A 20618-nucleotide genomic window follows, 5' to 3' on the forward strand; every position below is an offset into this window, starting at 1 on the left:
TTGTTGGCATCAAGCGAGGCATCAAGCGAGGCATCACCCGAGGTATCACCCGAGGTATCAACCGAGGCATCACCCGAGGTATCACCTGAGGCTTTGCCTGAGGCATAACCGCTGCCGATGGCAGAAAAGGGCATTTCCAATTGCAGCTCGGGCACCTGCAAGCCTATCCAGGCAGGAAAGGTGTTGCTGTTCGGCCCGGGGAACAAGGTGTATTCATGAGCCCAAGGGTAGCGCGTGGCAGCAGCTTTGATTTTAGGAATCAGCTGTTGTGCCTGTTTGCCACTGATGGATAAAAACTTCTCTGGCCTGGCACCGTACCAGTATCTGTCCGGAGTGTTGGTTTGATAGGTGCGCAGTGCCGGGCGTCCCTGGTCTACGCCCCAACCCACCACTTCGTACACCGTATATTCATCGGCACCCTGCTCTTTAATGGCGAACCAGGTATGCACCGCAAACCAGCCGCGCCAGCCAAAGGCATCGGCGGCATAAAACTCTATAACCGCTTGTGGCTGCGAAACGGGCATAGCAATACCAGCGGGTTCACGACTGGCGGTGCGCCAATCTGAGCTGGCACAGCCGCTCACGCCAGTGAATAATAAAACTAAGAGCAAAACTCGCAACATGATCTCTACCGTTTTTGGCAAGGAGCTTAGGCTTTCACTATTTCATGTGCTCTTGGGCTTTGCAAACACATAAAAAAAAGCGCGACTCGTGTCACGCTTTTTCTATCTCGTTTGTTAGAGCGATTAAAGGCTTAAAACTTAGGACCGCCAGGGCCACCCATCATACCCGGAGGTAGCATGCCCTTCATACCGCGCATCATTTTCATCATGCCGCCTTTGCCTTTCATCTTCTTCATCATCTTCTGCATTTGCGTAAATTGCTTCAACAGTTTATTGATTTCCTGCACCTGAGTGCCCGAACCCGCAGCAATACGCTTTTTACGCGAGCCCTTGATGATTTCCGGACGAGCACGCTCTTTAGGCGTCATAGAATTGATAATGGCTTCCATTTGCACAAAGGTTTTGTCGCTCATTTGGCCTTTTACCGTATCCGGCAAGTTGCTCATGCCCGGTAACTTATCAAGCATGGACATCATACCGCCCATGTTTTTCATTTGACGCAGCTGCTCGGCAAAATCTTCTAAGGTAAAGCCATCACCCTTAAATACCTTGTCGGCAACCTTGGCGGCTTTATCCTTATCAATCTTCATCTCCACTTCTTCGATAAGCGACAGTACGTCGCCCATGCCAAGAATACGTGAAGCTACCCGGTCTGGATGGAAAGGCTCTAAGGCATCGGTACGCTCACCCACACCGATAAATTTAATCGGCTTGCCGGTGATATGACGAATTGACAGCGCCGCACCACCACGGGCATCACCGTCTGTTTTAGTCAGGATCACACCGGAAAGCGGCAGCGCTTCATCGAAGGCTTTAGCTGTATTGGCGGCATCCTGACCCGTCATTGAGTCAACAACGAATAGCGTTTCAATAGGATTGATGGCTGCGTGTAGCTCTTTGATTTCATCCATCATGTCGCTGTCGACATGCAAACGACCGGCGGTATCCACCAGCACCACATCGATAAACTTTTTCTTCGCGTGGCTAATGGCGCCAGTGGCAATATCAACCGGCTTTTGGCTGATGTCACTGGGGAAGAATTCAACGTCGACTTCGTTGGCCAGGGTTTCCAGCTGTTTAATCGCCGCCGGACGATATACGTCGGCACTGACCACAAGCACGGATTTTTTCTTGCGCTCTTTTAAGAACTTAGCCAGTTTACCCACACTGGTGGTTTTACCAGCACCTTGCAGACCAGCCATCATGACTACAGCCGGTGGCTGGGCATTCAGGTTAAGCTCTTCGTTGGCCTCACCCATGGCTTTTTCAAGTTCTTCGCGGACGATTTTAATGAAAACCTGACCCGGGCTTAGGCTTTTTGTTACTTCCGTGCCAACCGCACGCTCTTTAACCTGCTTCACAAATTCACGTACTACAGGCAGGGCAACATCGGCCTCAAGTAGCGCCATACGTACTTCGCGCAGCGTTTCTTTAATATTGTCTTCGGTAAGACGGCCGCGGCCACTAATATTTTTTAGGGTCTTTCCTAATCGTTCCTGAAGGTTTTCAAACATCGCTAACGAGTCCGTTGCTACTAACTTGGCGGCGATTATAACTGAAAGCGAGGGGCAAATCCCAGAGGCAAGTGCAATGGATTCACATAATTAGATCTAGGCAAGCGTGTGTGCATTACATACAATGTCCTTTTAAAGCATTCATTTAATTCCTTATAAAGGTCATTATGCTGATCACGGTTTTGACATTATTGAGTTGTGTTTTTTACGCTGCGGCAACGGTGCACGTTTTATCACGCTTATTTCACGCCCAAGGACCTTCACAAAAAGCCACGGTCATTTTGAGTACCCTGGCAATACTGACGCACATGGTGCTGTTGGTGAATTCGGTCTTTACCAATCAGGGCCAAGATGTCAGCTTTATTAATGTCTCTTTATTAACCTGCTGGGTTATTGTGCTCTCGGTCACTGCGGTGTCGTTAAAGTTCCCGGCTACTCTGTTGTTGCCTGTGGTCTATGGCTTTGCCGCTATTTTGCTGTTTGCCAGCCTGTTTATGCCGCACCATCTGATAGTGCAAGACATTCATCTTGAAGCAGGTCTGGTTACCCATATCACGCTGTCATTACTGGCCTACTGTATTTTAATTATCGCGACCCTGTACGCGGTACAGTTTTATTTTATCGATAAGCGACTCAAGCGCAAAGACCTGGCCATTGTTTACAGCCACTTGCCGCCACTTATGGTGGTTGAGCGCCAGCTGTACCAATTGGTTACCGTGGGCACGGCGCTGTTGACTATGGCGCTGCTGTCGGGCTTTATCTTTGTCGATACCATGATCAGCAAAGAATATGCCCATAAAACCATCTTATCTCTGCTCGCTTGGGCAATATTTGCCACCGTGGTATTAGGACGTCACCTTAAAGGCTGGCGTGGCAAGTCCTCGGTCATCACCATTATGGTCGGTGCCGCTTTCTTAACGCTTGCCTACTTCGGTAGTCGCTTTGTTCAAGAAGTGATTTTGCATCGTTTTTAACCAACCGCGAATAGACCCGCATAAGCGGGCTTGACTCTGGGCTTTGAGTACCGCTTAATATACCCTGACTAACAACAAAAGGATCCTTCTTTGGACGACATATCGACGAGTACCCTGTTTATAATCTTGGGCATACTCATATTGATTTCGGGCTACTTTTCCGGCTCTGAAACCGGCATCATGTCTATAAACCGGATACGTCTTAGGCACCTAGAAAAAGAAAATCACCCTGCCGCCATGCGTGTCAGCAAGCTACTGAACCGCCCGGACAGACTGATCGGTTTAATTCTTATCGGTAACAACCTAGTTAATATCGCCGCTGCCCAGGTGGCCACCATTATCGGTTTGCGTTTGTATGGCGACATGGGTATTGCCATCGCCACCTTTGCACTGACCCTGGTCGTGCTTATTTTTGCCGAGGTTACGCCAAAAACTCTGGCGGCTCTGTACCCAGAAAAAGTGGCCTTCCCCAGCTCGGTGATCCTCAAATTCCTGTTAAAAGTACTTTATCCTTTGGTTGTCGTGGTCAATGCCATGACCAATGGCATGCTGCGCCTGTTCGGTGTATCGACTCAGGAAATTGAAGAGCATAGCCTGAGTAAAGAAGAATTAAAAACCGTGGTAAGTGAGTCCGGTGCCCTGTTACCGGCCAAACACAAAAGCATGCTGACCTCAATTTTAGACCTCGAGCAGGTCACGGTTGAAGACATCATGATCCCACGTCACGAAATTAACGCCATTGATATCAATGACGATTGGAAGGTGATCAGCAAACAGCTGACTCATGCTCAGCACACCCGCGTGCTTCTGTATCGTGACCAAATCGACGATGCGGTAGGCTTTATCCACGCCCGTGATGCCCTGCGTCTGCTGACCAAGGAGCAGTTTAACAAAAACTCCCTGCTACGAGCGGTACGGGAAATTTACTATATTCCGGAAGGGACGTCGCTCAACACTCAGTTGCATAAGTTCCAAGACGTTAAAGAGCGTATCGGTCTTGTCGTTGACGAATACGGTGATATTCAAGGCCTGGTAACGCTTGAGGACATTCTCGAGGAAGTGGTCGGTGACTTTACCACTACCCAAACTCGCGCTCCGAGCGAGGAAGTCAATATTCAGGCCGATGGCTCAGTCCTGGTCGAAGGCAGCGCCAATATTCGCGACCTCAACAAGGAAATGGGCTGGAAACTGCCTATCGACGGTCCTAAAACCCTAAGCGGCTTAATCGTTGAGTATCTTGAAGATATTCCCGATGCCAACCTGGGCTTAAAAATCGCCGGCTACCCTATCGAGGTACTGGAAGTAAAAGAAAACATGATTAAGCTAGTGCGCGTTATCCCACCGAAAAAGCGTAAGAAAAACTAGAAAAATCAATACACCACTGTCATCTGTGCTTTAATAAAACTTTGTCGTTAACAAAGGAAAGCACAGATGACAGACATCTCCCTGGAAAATATCTACAACACAGCCATAGAAATGCTGATGCAATATGGCCCTAAATTCGTCCTCGCCATTGTTGTTCTTATCGTTGGTTGGTGGCTTATCGGCCGTGTTGCCACCATGTGTGAACGCTCCATGCACAAGGTTAAAGTGGAGGCTGGCCTAACACACTTTTTAGTCTCCTTTATCGGCGTGGTGCTTAAGGTACTGCTGCTTATCTCTGTGGCTTCTATGATAGGGGTAGAAACCACTTCCTTTATCGCCATGCTTGGTGCCGCAGGCCTGGCCGTGGGAATGGCGCTACAAGGCAGCCTGGCCAACTTTGCCGGTGGTGTGCTTATCCTCTTCTTTAAACCTTTTAAGGTAGGTGATGTAATTGAAGCACAAGGTCATATGGGTAAGGTGGTAGAGATACAAATCTTTGTGACCGTACTGCTGACCTATGATAACCAAAGGATCATTATCCCTAATGGTGCGCTCTCTAACGGCACGGTGAAAAACCTGTTTGTTGAAGAAAACCGCCGTGTCGATATCGAGTTTGGGATCAGCTATGGCGACGACGTGCACAAGGCTCGTGAGGTACTGATGTCGGTGCTTAAAGACTATGATATGGTGCTGACAGATCCTGAGCCCCTGGTGCATGTGAGCCAGCACGGTGATAGCCATATTGGTATGCTGGTATGGGCCTGGGTAAAATCAGAAAATTATTGGCCGGTGTATTTTGGCCTATACGAGCGGGTGAAAATTGCCTTTGATGCCGCCGATATCACCATCCCCTTCCCGCAGCGCGATGTGTATATCCACACCTTTCCAAAACAAACCCAGTAACTTGGTCAGCACATAAAAAAACGGCGCCTTAGCGCCGTTTTTTAAACTCAAGAGAACAAACGCTCCAGCCAACTCTTGTCTAAATCGGCCTCGCAGCGCTTTAACTGAGCGCCGTAACGTCCGGCCCGCTGTTTCACCTTGTTGGCCACGCTTAGTAACCACTTTTTGTTATTGTGAGTGCCGCGCTTAAAGCCGCCCCAGCCTTCATGATAATTAAGGTATTGGGCATAGGCATCCCACTTAGATATGCCGTTAACCTGATGGGTTTTCCACACAAACCAGGCCATAAAGTCGATGGCATCGTCAAAGTCATCTCTGTCGGCACCGCCATTATCGGTTTCACGGGTATAGTCTTCCCAGGTCAGAGTTTTCGCCTGAGAATAACCATAGGCATCACTGGCACGGCCTATGGGAATAAAACCAAGGAAGTATTCCATCGGTGGTGCGGCATCGTGTTTAAAGGAGCTTTCCTGATACATCATGGCCATCAGCACATGTTTCGGCGATCCCCACTTTTCCTGGGCATCCTTGGCATCAAAATACCAATCTTCCTTTTCTTCAAAAATCTTACAGATATCATCAGGTTGCTTTGGCGGTGCGGTGGCACAACCGGACAAATACAGAGTCAGCAGCAATAAAATCGAAATTTTTTTCATTTTTTTTGAACTAACTCCTTAGGGCCCAGTCTGAGTATATGAATGCAGCAGTTTAGCATTGTTTCATCCCTGTAGAATATTTTGCGCGGCTACCTTAGCCGCGCTTTTTTATTCCTGAAACTATTCCTTAAAATAGTCATCCAAAAAGGCTTCAAAGCTCAAGGTATCCGCCGCTTCGATGTCTTTTTGCGCCACCACCGACTGCTCGGCCTGTTGCTGCAAATAGGCCTTATCGAAGCTGTGATACTGCCACTTCTGATGTTGCTCAAGGTATTCCTTCGCAAGCTCCAAGGCAAATACGCCATTGTCCGTATTAGCGGCCAATAACTGTGCCATATAACGACCTGAGGTGGTTTTTTCAGGAGCATCTACCCAGGTTGCAAGCTCATTGACCGTTTCACGGTAATGACTCACACCATGGGCCGTATCCATATAATCGGCCACCTTAGCAAGCTCAGCAAAAATATCGCCGGCCCACTGGGTTAACGAGACCTCTTGAGCATTGCGAACTAGTACAAGCTCAGGGTTGCGGCCCTGATTGACTACCTGATCGAGGTTTTCCTGGGTTTGCGTTTGCTCTTCCCAGCTCATCTGTGGCGAGGCCTTAAGCAGGCAGTAGGTTAGAAATACATCGAGGAAATAAATTTGCTGTAAGTCGATACCGGTATCGGCAAAGGGATTCACATCCAAGGCACGGATCTCGATATATTCAATGCCACCACGTAACAGCGCTTCTGTTGGTTTTTCACCGGAGCGGGCATTACGTTTAGGGCGAATAGGCGAGTAAAACTCGTTTTCTATTTGTAAAATATTCTTGTTGAGCTGCTGCGGCACGGCTCCGTGATAATCTTCCAAGTCCTGATATAAATTTGAAGGCAGGCTGATCGCCTTTTTCAGGCCATCGACGTATTCCTCAAGGGAGTTATACATGACCTTTAAACTGGACTGGGCACTATTGGTATAACCGAGATCGCCTAAACGCAGCGCCGTACCATGCTCAAGATATAAAGAGCCCTTACCGAGCGATTTAAAGGGCAAGTCGGTTTTGCGCCCTTCCAAGAAAGAGCTACACAGGGCTGGCGAAGCGCCGAACAAATAACTGATCAGCCATAATTCGCGCTTAAAGTTACGAATAAGACCAAGGTAACCGTCGGAAATAAAAGACTGCAACTCACCGCTATCGCCGCTTTGGCTTTGCAGGCTGCGCCAGAAGCTCAGTGGAAATGAGATATTGAAGTGCACACCAGCAATGGCCTGCATCATACTGCCATAACGATTTTTTAGGCCTTCGCGATACAGGGTTTTCATTCGCCCTATGTTGGAGCTGCCAAATTGCGCTAGGGGAATTTCATCCTGATTCTGAATATAACAAGGCATACTCACGGGCCACAGCAACTCACCGTCGAGTTGTTCAAGGGTGAACTTTTGCAAGTCCCTTAGCTGCGCCAGTGTTTCTTTTGGGTCATCACTCACCGGGGTAATAAATTCTAATAAGGCTTCGGAGAAGTCGGTGGTGATCATTGAATTGGTCAGTGCGCAGCCTATGGCAACGGGATGCGGACGCGTCGACAAACCGCCCTGCTTATTCGTGCGCAATGCCTCGCGCTCGATACCACGTTGTATGCCTACTATCGCCGCCAATTCCGATGGCGCCGATAAAGCGCCAAGTCGCTGCTGTAATTGTGTACAAGTCAAAAAGTTCTACCTCTGGAGCGTCAGCTCAATTGTGTTGTTATGGGGGGCATCGCTCATTACTCAAGACCAGGGCAATAAAATTACTTTCTCTTTGCTGATATTTTGTTCAATTTGCTGATGCGCCACCCCTGCAGCACTTAACGGCATACACCTGTGTGCTAACTTTAGCTTACCTTGGCAATACCAAGAATAAAGTCGCTGTAATTGCGAGGCATTTTTTACCACCAGCACCCCCTTACCCTGGACCCTTTGCTCCTGAGCCGCAGCGATAATTTGCGCCTGCGATAAGGTCGGCACAGTCACCATCACACTTTGTGCAGACAAGCCCTGTAAGCAGTGCATGCCCACTTCCATACCCACCACATCAAGCAAATAACGCTTGGCCGGTGATTTAACAAAGTCATCATAACCGATTTGCTCAAAGCGCTCCGCTAACTCATGGGGTAATGCACTGCGGGTGACAGCTATAACTCGATAACCCATATTGGCGGCTATTTGCAGCGCCAGCGAGCCGACGCTGCCATTGGCGCCATTAATATACAAGGGCTGGCTTTTCGGACACTCAAGCTTATTGAGAGCTTGAAATGCGGTCAATCCAGCAAGACAGAGACCGGCCAACACGGGATCGGCATTCTCTTTATCGACTTTGATCAACTCGTTGTCACGGGCTTTGGCATATTGTGCATAGGTGCCTGGGTGAGCGGCAAATCCAACCATGCCCATAACCAGATCACCGCCTTGCAGGCCTGAAACCTGCTCGCCACACTCGACCACCTCACCGTAGAGATCATAACCCAGAGCCAGGGGCAAATTATGTTTGTTTTGCTCTGCGGCAAAACCGATACCGGCACGGGTTTTTACATCGATAGGATTAATGGCTGCACTGAGTACCTTAACCAAGACCTCATCGGCTGCAACTGTGGGATAGGCCACCGAAATGGGTTTAAGTACACCGGGCTCACCAAAGGCCTGAATAGCCATGGCTTGATAGTCGCGTGTCATAAGCAACTCTGTTTGTTCGAATTATTGGCTCTATATTGACATTACCGTCGCGCTGAGACAATAAAAAAGGCGGCCAAAAAGAGGCCGCCTTGTTATGTCTTAGAAGATTAAATTTATTTACCGATAAAGGTAAAGCCATTCTCATCGGCATCGATGCAAATGGTATTGCCCGTTGTTAACTCTCCTGAGAGTAGCTTCTGCGCCAGCGGGTTTTCAATGGCCTGCTGAATGGCACGCTTCAACGGGCGAGCGCCATACACAGGATCAAAACCGCTTTGCGCCAGTTTAGCCAGAGCTTCATCGGTAACCTCCAGGCTAAAGCCCTTCTCAGCAAGACGTTCATACAGTTTCGCCAACTGAATATCGGCAATCTGTTTAATATGTTCGCTCGCCAATGGGTGGAAGACCACGGTTTCATCAATACGGTTGATGAACTCGGGGCGGAACTGCTGTGCCAGCACCATCATGACCTTCTCTTTCATGGTGGCGTAGTCGTTTTTACTCGCTTCCTCTTGGATCACGTCCGAACCTAGGTTCGAAGTCATAATGATCACAGTGTTTTTAAAGTCCACGGTACGACCCTGACCATCGGTTAAACGGCCATCATCGAGCACCTGAAGCAAAATATTGAACACATCCGGGTGTGCTTTTTCCACCTCATCAAGCAAGATCACCGAGTAGGGGCGACGACGTACGGCTTCCGTAAGGTAACCCCCTTCTTCATAACCGACATAACCAGGAGGCGCACCCACCAAACGAGCAACGGAGTGTTTTTCCATAAACTCGGACATATCGATACGTACCATGGCATCTTCGGTGTCAAACATAAGCTGAGCCAAGGCCTTGGTCAACTCGGTTTTACCCACACCCGTTGGCCCTAGGAATAAGAAGGAACCGATGGGACGATTAGGGTCGGCCAGCCCGGCACGAGAGCGACGAATGGCATTGGCCACCGCAGTCACCGCCTCATCCTGACCTATCACCCTTTGATGCAGCTCCTGCTCCATTTGCAAGAGCTTCTCGCGCTCGCCCTGGAGCATTTTCGCTACCGGGATCCCGGTCCAGCGTGACAGAATCTCGGCGATTTCATCCTCGCCCACCTTATTACGCAACAGGCTCATATCCTGCATTTCGGCTTGCGATGCCAGCTCCAGCTTGCGCTCAAGTTCAGGAATACGGCCATATTGGAGCTCAGACATGCGTTGCAGATCGCTGGCACGGCGCGCCACATCCAAATCCAAACGAGCCTGCTCTAGCTCCGCCTTGATCACTTGGGTGCCCTGCAAGGAGGCCTTTTCTGCACTCCAAACTTCGTCAAGCTCGGCATACTCGCCTTCGAGCTCCTTAATAAGCCCCTGCATTTCTTCGCGGCGCTTTTGTGAGGCCTCGTCTTTTTCCTTCGCCAGTGCATTATCTTCCAGCTTCAGCTGAATAATACGGCGTTCAAGGCGGTCAAGCGGCTCCGGCTTAGAGTCGATTTGTAAACGAATGGACGAGCCTGCCTCATCAATAAGATCAATGGCCTTGTCCGGTAACTGGCGGTCGCTAATATAACGATGCGACAAATGCGCCGCCGCAACAATAGCCGGGTCGGTGATCTCCACCGAATGGTGCAGCTCGTAACGCTCTTTTAGGCCACGTAAAATGGCAATGGTGTCTTCAACGCTGGGCTCATCCACCAACACTTTTTGGAAGCGACGCTCAAGGGCGGCATCCTTTTCAATATATTGGCGGTACTCATCCAGGGTCGTCGCCCCAACACAGTGCAGCTCACCACGGGCCAACGCCGGCTTAAGCATATTTCCCGCATCCATGGCGCCATCGGCTTTACCGGCACCGACCATGGTATGTATCTCATCGATAAAGAGGATCACCTGCCCTTCTTCCTTGGCCAGCTCATTAAGCACCGACTTTAAGCGCTCTTCAAACTCACCACGGTATTTGGCACCGGCTACTAGGGCGCCCATGTCCAGCGACAAGACTCGCTTGTTTTTAAGGCCCTCGGGCACCTCGCCATTAATAATACGCTGGGCCAAGCCCTCAACAATCGCGGTTTTACCCACACCCGGCTCACCAATAAGCACAGGGTTATTCTTGGTACGACGCTGCAATACCTGCACGGTGCGGCGAATTTCTTCATCACGGCCAATCACAGGGTCGAGCTTGCCTTGCTCGGCGCGCTCGGTCAGATCTATGGTAAATTTTTCCAAGGCCTGACGGGTTTCCTCGGCATTAGGATCATCTACTTTTTGTCCGCCGCGCAGCGCTTCTATGGCGGTTTCTACCTTGCTGCTGTTAATGTTCAGCGCCTTGAAAATATCGCCTAGGGGGCCTTTATCGTCGCAGGCAGCAAGAACAAAAATTTCGCTGGAGATGTATTTGTCTTTGCGCTTTTGCGCGTATTTGTCGCACAGATTAAGCAAGGTCACCATGTTGTTCGACAACTGCACATCGCCACCCACACCTTCGACCTTAACAAGTTTTTCAATCGCTTGAGAGAGCTTGGTATTGAGTTCATCGGCACTAACGCCGGCTTGGGCAAGTAAGGCACGCACGCTTGAGCCGCTTTGCTGCAGCAGCGCATACATAAGGTGGACGGGTTCAATAAATTGGTGGTCGCGCCCCAGTGCCAAAGATTGAGCATCGGAAAGCGCTTGTTGGAATTTACTCGTAAATTTGTCTAAACGCATGTATCTGTTTCCACTAAATAGTTTGATTAGCTAATTAATGGGTGCGAGTTAGACAATGTTCAAGATGAACGAGCAAAAAATGGACGATTATTTGCGCCAGATCACACTTGCCATACGCCCAGTTTGACCATCGCGACGATAGGAGAAGTATTGCTCGGCCAATGAATAAGTGCATTGCTGCGCATCGGCAAGAGCGGTCACACCAAGGCCTTTCAGCTTTTGTGTTGCCAGCAGGGGTAAATTGGCAAGAAACTTATCGCCATGAGGCTTAAAGGCAAGCTCATGGGCACTATCAAGGGCAAGGAATTGTGCCTTGACCTCGGCGCCGACCTCAAATGCCAAGGGGCCAATTGCCGGTCCTAGCCACGCGGATATCTTAGCGGCTGGTACATTAAATAAGGGGATAGCCTTTTCAATAATTCCCCCTTGCAAAGAGCGCCAACCGCAGTGCAAGGCGGCAATTTCTTCACCATCATCACTGGCAAGTAAAACGGGCAGGCAATCTGCTGTCATAATAGCAAGCGGTGTTTGTGCGCAGCGGGTGAATAAGCCGTCTGCTTCGATATGGCTGGTATCGCTTTGATCACTAACAATATGGATATGAGTGCCGTGTACCTGCTGCACATAGTGCGTCGGTGCAGGCAGGCAAGCATCCAGCAAAGCGCGATTTTGGGCAACCAAGGCGTTATCATCACCAACATGGTAGCCGAGATTAAAACCTTGATATATCCCCTGGCTGACACCGCCCTGCCGAGTGGTTTGCAATGCTCCCACTTGTGCGGCTGCTAGAGCGGCCGCAGGCCAGGTTGGGGTAAAAACGCTGGAATTAATAGTCTTCGTGACCATTTAGCTGGGTATCCAGACGCAAGGCTTCGGTCAGGGCAACCATATCCTCGGGCACTGGCACCTGCCAACGCATTTGCTCACCTGTGATCGGGTGTGCAAGCTGCAACTTAATAGCATGCAGAGCCTGGCGCTTAAAGCCACGCAATACGCTGATAAATTCCTCACTGGCATTTTTCGGCGGACGCGGTCGACCACCATAGAAGGGATCACCTACCAAGGGGTGGCTAATATGTGCCATATGCACACGGATTTGGTGCGTACGTCCAGACTCCAAACGCAGACGCAGGCGCGTATGAGCGCGGAACTTCTCGGCAACACGGTAATGAGTTACCGCCGGCTTACCAAACTCGGTTACCGCCATATGGGTACGCTTAGTCGCGTGACGGCCAATAGGTGCATCCACCATGCCACCCGCCGTCATGGTGCCATAACAAATGGCCTCATATCACGAGTAAAGTTATCACGCTTTTGCAGCGCCGCAACCAGATGCGTTTGTGCCGGTATGGTTTTGGCTATCACCATTAGACCCGTGGTATCTTTATCCAGTCGGTGCACGATGCCGGCACGCGGCACATTTTCGATTTCCGGGCAGTGATGCAACAAGGCATTAAGCACTGTGCCATCTGGGTTACCTGCACCTGGATGCACAACCAGACCCGCAGGCTTGTTGATCACTAAAATATCATCGTCTTCATAAACGATATTCAAATCGATATCTTGTGCTTCATACTCGCGCGGTGCTTCCAGCTGGGCTTCGATGTTAACCTGTTCTCCCCCCAACAATTTTTCACGTGGGGTGTTTACCACCAGGCCGTTAACATGCACCATGTCATCGAGAATCCAAGTTTTAATGCGCGAGCGAGAATAATCTGGGAACAATTGCGCTAAAATCTGGTCTAGACGTTTACCGCCCAGCTCTACGGGAACCTCTGCACTGAGGGAAATTTGTTCTGCCATAAGCAAGTTTTACCTAATTTACCAGTGCAAGGTCTGCTTGACTGGGTTAGAATCGCATAATTCGCATAGTTTACTCGGTTTTACCTACTTGGCCTAGCCAAAGACAACGAAGGTACCTAATTAATGATAAATAAAATAAGTAAACGGGCATTAGCAGTCGTATTCACGGCCTCCTTACTTAGCGCATGTTCATCGGCACCAGAGCAAGAAGAAATAGAACGCGTGCCTAATAAATCGGCGCAGGCGCTCTATGAAGACGCACGCCAAACGCTAGATTCGGGCCTTTACGCCCGTGCGATAGAATTACTTTCGGCTATTGATGCTCGCTATCCTTTCGGTCCATTTTCTAAACAAGTACAGATGGACTTGGTCTACGCTCACTATCAAACTGGCAATACCGAGCAGGCCCTGGCTACCATCGACCGTTTTATTCGCTTAAACCCCAACCATAAAGACTTGGACTACATGTATTACATGCGTGGCTTGGTGAATATCAAGGCGGATGAAAATGCATTTCAGGAATACTTTGGTGTTGACCGCGCCGACCGCGATGCCCAGCGCACTCGCGTCGCCTTTAGTGATTTCTCAACTCTGATCAATAATTACCCTGAGAGTAAATATGCTCCCGAGGCCAAACGTCGCTTGGTATGGCTGCTAAATAAAATGGCTCGTAATGAGTTAAAGGTAGCGAATTATTACTATGAGCGTGAGGCTTATTTGGCGGCCGCCAACCGTGGTAAATATGTGGTAGAGCATTTCTCGCAAAGCAGCTATTTAATCCCGGCGCTGGAAATGATGGTGAAGAGCTATGAAAAGCTGGGCCTTGATGACGTGGCTGCGCACACCAGACAAACGCTGGAATTAAACAAGGATAAACGTTAAGTATTTAAACAGCTTAACCAAGATACTAAAAATCCGATGCTCAACACATCGGATTTTTTATAGCTTGAATACCAATTTTACTAATGTAATTGATATTAGATGGCTTGTTCGTCTTCTTCTTGTGTACGGATACGTACTACACGCTCGACATCGGTCACAAAAATTTTACCGTCACCAATTTTGCCCGTTTGTGCCGTGCTTACTATGACTTCAATGGCACGATCGACATCTTCATCGGCAAGGACAATATCCAGCTTCACTTTAGGCAGAAAGTCGACCATATACTCGGCGCCACGATAGAGCTCGGTGTGGCCCTTTTGGCGCCCAAAGCCTTTCACTTCGCAGACTGTCATGCCCGTGATACCCACTTCCGACAAGGCTTCTCGTACGTCGTCTAATTTAAATGGCTTGATGATAGCTTCTACTTTTTTCATATTTTCGTTCTTGCGCTGGCAGATGAGCCGATTTTAGTCAATTGTTGACGGCGACGCAAACACCAAAAGGGGTGACTAATGCGTTAATGGTGTTAAAATTAATATAATTACACCAACAGGACGATGTAATGAAAAATCATCACTTTACAAAACAACACGGTTTTACTCTTATTGAACTGATGGTCGCAATCGCCATTGGTGCCATCTTGCTGGGTATGGCTTTATTCAGCACCACACAAATGACGAATAAAGAAAAAGCCAATAATTTTGCCATGGAATTTAAGCGCCAGGTTAAGTTCGCCCGCGCTAAAGCCATGACTACCGGCGATCCAGTGATCATGTGCGCCATGGCCAACCCGGGAGAAAATGGCTCTTGTGCGACAGACTGGACAACGGGCACCATCATCATGTTTTCCGATATAGACAACAGCGGTAGTTTTGAAAAAGACAATGATATTTTACTGCGCTCATTGTCTTCACTTGTTTCTAATAGCAAATTAAAAAGTACCGCTACAGATAAGTTCTTAATCTTTGACCAGCGCGGTCAAGTGAATACAACACAAAGCTTTATTTATTGCCCAACCAGCGACAATAAATACAATGTTGAGCTTCAAGTAATGCCTGCTGGCACCATTCGCGACCGAGGTAAAACCACCAGTACTTGCGATTCCTAACAAGGCAGCTAACCTTATAACTAAAGGATTAGATATGGGCTTCAAGGATGAAAGCACAATCTCTGGTTTATTCACATCATGCCGCCTTAGGCATGACGCTGGTAGAATTAATGGTTGCTATCTCAATAGCCGCTATTCTTATCAGCATCGCTCTGTTTAGCTTCGGTGACCTACAACTTACTAATCGCCGCACTAACTATATGCAAACCCTGCATCGCAATGTAATGTCGGCCCGCGCCTACGCCATCTACCATAATCAGTTTGTAAGAATCTGCCCGCAAATAGCACAGCAATGCACAGATTCTTGGCAAAACGACATAATGATTTTTGTTGACGAAAATCAAGACCGCCAGCGCAATGCTAACGAACAGATCCTGCATGTTATCTCCCCTCCTCGTTCAGGCGACCGCATCAACTATTCGCGAACCGGTGTCAGTTTTAAACCCACGGGAATGTTGCTGGGTTTTAATAACGGCAGCTTTGTCTATTGCTCGGCAGAGCCCAAATTAAATCAACCCGCACTGCGTATTACCGTGAGTCTAGTCGGCCGAATTCGCTTACTTGAGGATAGCGACAAATGTAATTAGGAACGCTTCAAGGGTATGATTTGGTTACCGCCCGACTCTCGTGTTTTTTTGGAGGTTCACCTCGAACAACAGGCACCTTGTAAATGCCGTGCTGCATCACTACGTTCACGTGTACGGGCTCACTTATATTGGGAAGGCTCTCTATATCAATCTCGGCTCAATTGATACTTAAACGAAACGATAGAGTAAAGCCAAAGCACATATAACTCCCAAAACTACGTTATAAGCCAAATAAAAATGCCAGCAAAGCTGGCATTTTCTAAAGCGTAAAACTAGGTTTGTTGATACTAACGCAACTTCAGCTTATCCAATTTACGTGCGTTAGTATCGGAAAACTCTTCACTGCGTAAAACGCACTGCTGAATTTCTGCTACCCGTTGTAGCTTCTTGCCTGGGTATTTATGGCCTTCTGCAATAGCCGCATTAGCCGCCTGCGCCTTACTTTTTTGCTTTATCTCCACATCGATAACGGCAAAGGTATTGTCTTCTAACAAGGCATAGCACTTATAACCGTTAAGCGATTTAGCGTAAACGCTTGACGACAAGGCAACCAAGGCACCCGCTAACATTAATTTTGATAAAATTTTCATATAGCTTACCTCTTCCAACAAGTATCGACATCGGCGGTTCCTTCTGAACCTTTCAAGCCAATCTCGGTTATGGTGAATTTAGTACACTTGGTATCTTTTAACGCCACACCCCCATCGGGAGTGGCGGTTATTTCGAACGTTTGACCATCTACGGTGGCCGATAAGGCGTATAAACCTGACTCGGTTTTAGTATTTAAGCCCAACTTACTTATGTCCGTAGTGTACTGACGGTTATCTGCAAAGTATTGCTCCTGCTTACTAGCAGCATCGAGCACTGCACTCATGGCCTCTGAGCGGGCACTGCTAATAACAAAGCTCTGATAATTCGGATAGGCAATAGCCGCTAAAATTCCGACTACTGCGACAGTAATCATCAATTCAATAAGAGTAAATCCGTTACTTCTTTCCATTAGTTATTGTCCTCTTGGCGGAAAATATAGTTTTGTATGGTTCTAAAGCCCGGCTTGGTTGTTTTAGTCGGATCGTTTTCATCTACCCCGATTAACTCTAACAACTTACCATTATCCGGCGTATCAGGTGCAGATTCATCATCGGTACCACAGTTTAAGCAATAAAACTCTTCTTCCACGATAAAAGTCGGGGGTGGCGGGATCTTATCACCTAGATCCAGAGAATGACCAAAGTCGTATACACTGGAGCCATAATGCAGGTTAAATGCGTATAAACGCCCCATACCACCGGCCAACACACAATTGGCGATATCATTTTCTTCTCTGGGCGTAAAGGACGTGAAGTAAGCAACACCGAATAACACTGTTGGTTGGGCAAGTGATTTCTCGGTTGGGCTTAGTGAGTAATACCAGCCTTGGGAGCTGCCCAGTTGTTTCTCAAAATTTATAAAATCTTCGTCATCGGGCTCAACATCTTCAAGTGGTGCACCCGAAATATTCATTAAATCCAAAGTTGTTAATTTCGTAGGTACATTCTCTAAAGCCTCTGTAAAAGACTCTGTTATGGTATTTGTATCGCGCAACATATAGAGGTAGTTGCTCTCGATCGTTTCCAACGGGTGAGAGCGGTTACCACTGCCCACCAACACGGCCTCGTAAGGAAGTTCCTGCCTAGTAATATATTCTTTACCATCAATTGTGGTGGTTTTTACTTGCGTATAATAGGTACGAGCTACCGAGGGGCCATAAAAGAAACGACGCTGCTCCGATAGTATTTCTGAATTACTTAACTCGGCGAAATGGAACACAGACCAGGTGCTCTTATCTGTACTGGGCATATCAAAGCGCCACACATTACCGCCGGTATCGCTGGCGTACATACGGTCGGTATAGCCATCATAATCACTATCTAGCATAGCAACTTCACCAACAATACTATGCTTGCCTTCGAAGGCAAGACCACCACTTGAGTCTCCATTAGTGAACTTGCCAACCAGACTACCGTCACTGGCTTTAACCATATAAATACCACGGCCAACAGAGTCTACTCCGAAGCCCGTGTCTTTGTTTGTGTCATAACCAGCACCGAACACTAGAATAGGTTCAGGCTTCTGCAATTTATTCCCTTGCGCATCGATATAGTCGTACGTATAGCCCTTAAGGTAAGTAACAACTGGCTGAGACCAGGTTTGGCCAAGTTCTTCAAATCCAGGAGAAGCAGGGTCCAATTTCCACATTAATCTGGGCGCATTGCTATTAGACATGTCTATTGCATAATATGAATTACCACCACGACGCATTCCGATAAAGACCCATACCGTATCCACGCCATCATCTACAATGCCATCGTTATTTTTGTCGTTAAAATACACGGTGGCGGTGCCATCCATACCATAGACTTTCTCGCCCGATTCGTTGTTACGTAAGGTCTTTAAATTACTAAGCAGTTCGTGAGGAATAAAGCTCCACTGCTCAGTCAAAGTATTATTTTTATCCGAGAACAAGTGCACAAAGCCGGCATTAGTTCCCAGAATAATTTTTATTTCACCGTCAGGGTAAGTCAGAGCCACCGGGCGCGAATGTAAAGGGTCACCCATAATATCCTGACGTGTATCATTGGTTTGACCATCAATATCTTCATCATCTACGTCAAAACCACGGGCCCAATTAATCAAGCCAGTGATCTCTGTAGCTGAAACCCCAAGTTTCTCAGCCGCTATCGGCTCACCAACCGTCTCATTTCCATTGCCATAAAACTTATTAACATTTGACGCAGTTAATGAAGCATCTGGTTCATCTAGGGACACACCATAATCTACAAAATTAGAATATACGTTACGGTTATCTGCACTTAGCTGCGACAGCACATAGTTGGCACCACCGGCACGTACTTCATCACCATCCGGGGCCGCACTCCAAAATGTGGTTACTATTTCATTACCTGATTTAATATTGCCATCGCCGTCAAGGGCCTGTACGCCATTTACATCGACGACTTTGCCATCAGAGACTTTTAACTTTTTCAGGTTGCCTGCCCAGCGGGCACCTTCCGTAGGTAAAAACATGGCGTAATAAACAGAATCCGAGGTTTGGGTACGGTCAAAGTTATTACTTGCAACCGAAGGGGCTGTGAATGAACTGGATTCAGAAAGGATCTTATTTATAGAATCGTCAAGGGCAAACTGCAATGACTCACTTGTAGTGGCAGAATAGTATTTACCTCCCCCCTCATGAGCAGCTTTTCTTAGAAGAGCCTCAGGTGCGCCTCCACCAAAACCAACCGTGTATAAGGTGGCGGTCTGATTACCTGGGATATTCTGATTAATATCCTGCTTTTTCATATAGTGAGCAAGTGCTGGTAAATAGCTTGATTTTGTTGTTACTAACTGCTCGCCATTTTCCCCCTCAACTACTTCTTCGTATTTAATCAAATCATCTATATCTGGCTTAATAGAAGGGGTTATTTGGGGAATTTGGCTAGTAACATAATTATCAAAAAGGGCACCTATTGGTACATCAGCCGCGTTATCTAAGGTAGGCGCCCCATCTGTAATGTAAATAATGCTGATATCTTCGGCGCAACCGCCACGGTTAGTATAGGGAGTTTTATAAATGTCACCAGCGCCGTCTATTGTTGTAGACGTATCAAATGCAGGGATATTCGCTTGATAATTAAGGCCAGCACAAGCGGCGTTACCGTCAGTATCAACATTACAGTCGGTATCATCATCACCAAACTTTACAGCATGGCCACCGAAATAATTGTAAGCTTCAAACAGGGTCTCACACAGAGGTGTATTCGTTTGACCTTCAATTGAGGTAACCAGACTATTTACAATAGTTTCATCCTGACCAAAGCCTGCAACTAGACGTCCACCATCCCGATCGTTTTCTTCTGGGAAATTCAGGTTATATAACATCAAGGCAAACTCGGCATCAGGCGTGGCGCCAAGAGTTGCTGTTATCGTATTTTTAGCCACTTCGATCTTAAGATCCTTGTTAGCAGTGTTTCCTCTGTTGGCTATATACCAACGGATATAATTGGGAGAATAAAGTGTGACCACATTGGCATTTTCAAACTCAGCCTCCATTTTTGAACGTTCGTACTCGTCGTACTGGGAATGAGGGGTTTCGCCACTGTAACCAAAAAATGGCTTATGGCGGTTCTCGTAATTGCTGTTTGAGGGAAAACCTTTAAGCTGATCATGGGTAGCAGAACTATATTCATCGTTAGGCCCAACTTTCAAATACGGGTCAATCAATGTTTTGGTGTCTACCGGAGATTGAAAGGCATTATCGCCATCGTCATTTTGGAAATCAGCTAAACAATCAACGGGGTTTTTCATATTTCCGCCATTGTCATTTTTCAGATTAATCCAGCCACCATTATTGATCCCTGAGAACTCAAGCATTTTCCCAGTAAAATAACCGTACTTGGCTAGAGCTTCTTTCGCCGCGTCACAACCATTAAGCAACATATCAAATCGTTTTGCATCAGAGCGGTTTTCTATGTCACTCAGCGCTATCTCATCGATGGGAATACCGACAGAGTAAAAGACAAAATCATTTTTAAAACCGCTACCGGACTCGGCGCCGGTTTCTGGGTACTCCTCGTTGGTATTATAAGGAGGCGGAGCTATGACAGTTTCATTCATACTGCCGGAGTTATCGACTATTATCAGCACCTTGGCTTTGGCGCCCGTGGCGCCCATATTACCCACATAAACTTCTATATCTTCAGCATGTATTGCTGCCGGCACAGATAGTGCACACAGCAAAGCTAATTTTTTAAAAACTTTCATGTCGTTCACCTAT

16 protein-coding genes and 2 pseudogenes are annotated in these 20618 nt (G+C 47.7%); 6 read left to right on the forward strand and 12 right to left on the reverse strand.

Features of this window, described 5'->3' with window-relative positions; all coding sequences use genetic code 11:
• Positions 1-101 precede the first annotated feature (101 nt).
• Together C2M24_RS01420 and ffh are read right to left on the reverse strand one after the other, a co-directional pair.
• Positions 102-623 (reverse strand): annotated as a pseudogene (locus C2M24_RS01420) (DUF3750 domain-containing protein); the annotation flags it as partial.
• A 131-nt stretch (positions 624-754) separates the two neighbouring features.
• Positions 755-2137: a signal recognition particle protein gene (gene ffh / locus C2M24_RS01425; RefSeq protein WP_105200995.1), complete on the reverse strand. Its 1383-nt coding sequence runs from the start codon at positions 2135-2137 to the stop codon at positions 755-757.
• A 167-nt stretch (positions 2138-2304) separates the two neighbouring features.
• Between ffh and C2M24_RS01430 the strand changes: the two genes are divergently transcribed.
• The 3 genes from C2M24_RS01430 (at position 2305) to C2M24_RS01440 (ending at position 5379) form a co-directional block, all read left to right on the forward strand.
• Positions 2305-3111, forward strand: coding sequence for a cytochrome C assembly family protein (locus C2M24_RS01430; RefSeq protein ID WP_105213050.1), 807 nt, complete (start codon positions 2305-2307; stop codon positions 3109-3111).
• A gap of 90 nt (positions 3112-3201) precedes the next feature.
• Positions 3202-4476 (forward strand): HlyC/CorC family transporter, encoded by a 1275-nt coding sequence (locus C2M24_RS01435; RefSeq protein WP_105213051.1) that lies wholly within the window; start codon positions 3202-3204, stop codon positions 4474-4476.
• A 66-nt stretch (positions 4477-4542) separates the two neighbouring features.
• Positions 4543-5379: a mechanosensitive ion channel family protein gene (locus C2M24_RS01440; protein ID WP_105213052.1), complete on the forward strand. Its 837-nt coding sequence runs from the start codon at positions 4543-4545 to the stop codon at positions 5377-5379.
• 47 nt (positions 5380-5426) lie between these two features.
• Here C2M24_RS01440 and C2M24_RS01445 read toward each other — a convergent pair whose 3' ends face one another.
• The 6 genes and pseudogenes from C2M24_RS01445 to rluD all read right to left on the reverse strand — a co-directional run bounded on the left by C2M24_RS01445 (position 5427) and on the right by rluD (position 13225).
• Positions 5427-6035, reverse strand: coding sequence for a transglycosylase SLT domain-containing protein (locus C2M24_RS01445; RefSeq protein WP_105200991.1), 609 nt, complete (start codon positions 6033-6035; stop codon positions 5427-5429).
• A gap of 120 nt (positions 6036-6155) precedes the next feature.
• Positions 6156-7730: a glutamate--cysteine ligase gene (gshA, locus tag C2M24_RS01450; protein WP_105213053.1), complete on the reverse strand. Its 1575-nt coding sequence runs from the start codon at positions 7728-7730 to the stop codon at positions 6156-6158.
• Between the two features lie 60 nt (positions 7731-7790).
• A complete protein-coding gene (locus tag C2M24_RS01455; RefSeq protein ID WP_105213054.1) occupies positions 7791-8732 on the reverse strand; it encodes an NADP-dependent oxidoreductase in 942 nt (313 codons plus the stop codon).
• A 113-nt stretch (positions 8733-8845) separates the two neighbouring features.
• The gene (gene clpB / locus C2M24_RS01460) at positions 8846-11422 is read right to left on the reverse strand and encodes an ATP-dependent chaperone ClpB (protein ID WP_105213055.1); all 2577 of its coding nucleotides are present in this window, start codon (positions 11420-11422) and stop codon (positions 8846-8848) included.
• Between the two features lie 87 nt (positions 11423-11509).
• The gene (gene pgeF, locus C2M24_RS01465) at positions 11510-12268 is read right to left on the reverse strand and encodes a peptidoglycan editing factor PgeF (protein WP_105213056.1); all 759 of its coding nucleotides are present in this window, start codon (positions 12266-12268) and stop codon (positions 11510-11512) included.
• Positions 12249-13225: pseudogene (gene rluD / locus C2M24_RS01470) on the reverse strand (23S rRNA pseudouridine(1911/1915/1917) synthase RluD). The gene pgeF and the pseudogene rluD overlap by 20 nt, the downstream one beginning before the upstream one ends.
• Before the next feature lie 123 nt (positions 13226-13348).
• Here rluD and C2M24_RS01475 point away from each other — a divergent pair.
• The gene (locus tag C2M24_RS01475; RefSeq protein WP_105200986.1) at positions 13349-14107 is read left to right on the forward strand and encodes an outer membrane protein assembly factor BamD; all 759 of its coding nucleotides are present in this window, start codon (positions 13349-13351) and stop codon (positions 14105-14107) included.
• Positions 14108-14202: 95 nt separating this feature from the next.
• On the opposite strand, the gene glnB is transcribed toward C2M24_RS01475, so the two are convergent.
• A complete protein-coding gene (gene glnB / locus C2M24_RS01480; RefSeq protein ID WP_105190133.1) occupies positions 14203-14541 on the reverse strand; it encodes a nitrogen regulatory protein P-II in 339 nt (112 codons plus the stop codon).
• Between the two features lie 128 nt (positions 14542-14669).
• Between glnB and C2M24_RS01485 the strand changes: the two genes are divergently transcribed.
• Positions 14670-15215: a pilus assembly FimT family protein gene (locus C2M24_RS01485; protein WP_105213144.1), complete on the forward strand. Its 546-nt coding sequence runs from the start codon at positions 14670-14672 to the stop codon at positions 15213-15215.
• A gap of 47 nt (positions 15216-15262) precedes the next feature.
• On the forward strand, positions 15263-15802 hold the full coding sequence (locus tag C2M24_RS01490) for a GspH/FimT family protein (protein ID WP_105213145.1): 540 nt from the start codon (positions 15263-15265) through the stop codon (positions 15800-15802).
• A gap of 287 nt (positions 15803-16089) precedes the next feature.
• On the opposite strand, the gene C2M24_RS01495 is transcribed toward C2M24_RS01490, so the two are convergent.
• From C2M24_RS01495 to C2M24_RS01505, 3 genes are read right to left on the reverse strand one after another with little or no spacing between them, the layout of a single operon-like run.
• Positions 16090-16392 carry a hypothetical protein gene (locus tag C2M24_RS01495; RefSeq protein WP_105213057.1) on the reverse strand — a complete coding sequence of 101 codons (303 nt, stop codon included), beginning with the start codon at positions 16390-16392 and terminating at the stop codon, positions 16090-16092.
• 5 nt (positions 16393-16397) lie between these two features.
• Positions 16398-16802: a type IV pilin protein gene (locus C2M24_RS01500; RefSeq protein WP_105213058.1), complete on the reverse strand. Its 405-nt coding sequence runs from the start codon at positions 16800-16802 to the stop codon at positions 16398-16400.
• Positions 16802-20605, reverse strand: a complete 3804-nt coding sequence (locus tag C2M24_RS01505; RefSeq protein WP_105213059.1) for a pilus assembly protein — start codon at positions 20603-20605, stop codon at positions 16802-16804. The genes C2M24_RS01500 and C2M24_RS01505 overlap by 1 nt, the downstream gene beginning before the upstream one ends.
• Between the last annotated feature and the right edge of the window lie 13 nt (positions 20606-20618).

It is taken from the genome of Pseudoalteromonas sp. T1lg22, assembly GCF_002964645.1.
Classification (GTDB): domain Bacteria; phylum Pseudomonadota; class Gammaproteobacteria; order Enterobacterales; family Alteromonadaceae; genus Pseudoalteromonas.

Excerpts from the sequence above, each read along its gene's own strand:
- ffh (WP_105200995.1), bottom strand. The coding sequence starts at position 2,137 with ATGTTTGAAAACCTTCAGGAACGATTAGGAAAGACCCTAAAAAATATT.
- C2M24_RS01430 (WP_105213050.1), top strand. The coding sequence starts at position 2,305 with ATGCTGATCACGGTTTTGACATTATTGAGTTGTGTTTTTTACGCTGCG.
- C2M24_RS01440 (WP_105213052.1), top strand. The coding sequence starts at position 4,543 with ATGACAGACATCTCCCTGGAAAATATCTACAACACAGCCATAGAAATG.
- C2M24_RS01445 (WP_105200991.1), bottom strand. The coding sequence starts at position 6,035 with ATGAAAAAAATTTCGATTTTATTGCTGCTGACTCTGTATTTGTCCGGT.
- C2M24_RS01455 (WP_105213054.1), bottom strand. The coding sequence starts at position 8,732 with ATGACACGCGACTATCAAGCCATGGCTATTCAGGCCTTTGGTGAGCCC.
- clpB (WP_105213055.1), bottom strand. The coding sequence starts at position 11,422 with ATGCGTTTAGACAAATTTACGAGTAAATTCCAACAAGCGCTTTCCGAT.
- pgeF (WP_105213056.1), bottom strand. The coding sequence starts at position 12,268 with ATGGTCACGAAGACTATTAATTCCAGCGTTTTTACCCCAACCTGGCCT.
- C2M24_RS01475 (WP_105200986.1), top strand. The coding sequence starts at position 13,349 with ATGATAAATAAAATAAGTAAACGGGCATTAGCAGTCGTATTCACGGCC.
- glnB (WP_105190133.1), bottom strand. The coding sequence starts at position 14,541 with ATGAAAAAAGTAGAAGCTATCATCAAGCCATTTAAATTAGACGACGTA.
- C2M24_RS01485 (WP_105213144.1), top strand. The coding sequence starts at position 14,670 with ATGAAAAATCATCACTTTACAAAACAACACGGTTTTACTCTTATTGAA.
- C2M24_RS01490 (WP_105213145.1), top strand. The coding sequence starts at position 15,263 with ATGAAAGCACAATCTCTGGTTTATTCACATCATGCCGCCTTAGGCATG.
- C2M24_RS01495 (WP_105213057.1), bottom strand. The coding sequence starts at position 16,392 with ATGAAAATTTTATCAAAATTAATGTTAGCGGGTGCCTTGGTTGCCTTG.
- C2M24_RS01500 (WP_105213058.1), bottom strand. The coding sequence starts at position 16,802 with ATGGAAAGAAGTAACGGATTTACTCTTATTGAATTGATGATTACTGTC.
- C2M24_RS01505 (WP_105213059.1), bottom strand. The coding sequence starts at position 20,605 with ATGAAAGTTTTTAAAAAATTAGCTTTGCTGTGTGCACTATCTGTGCCG.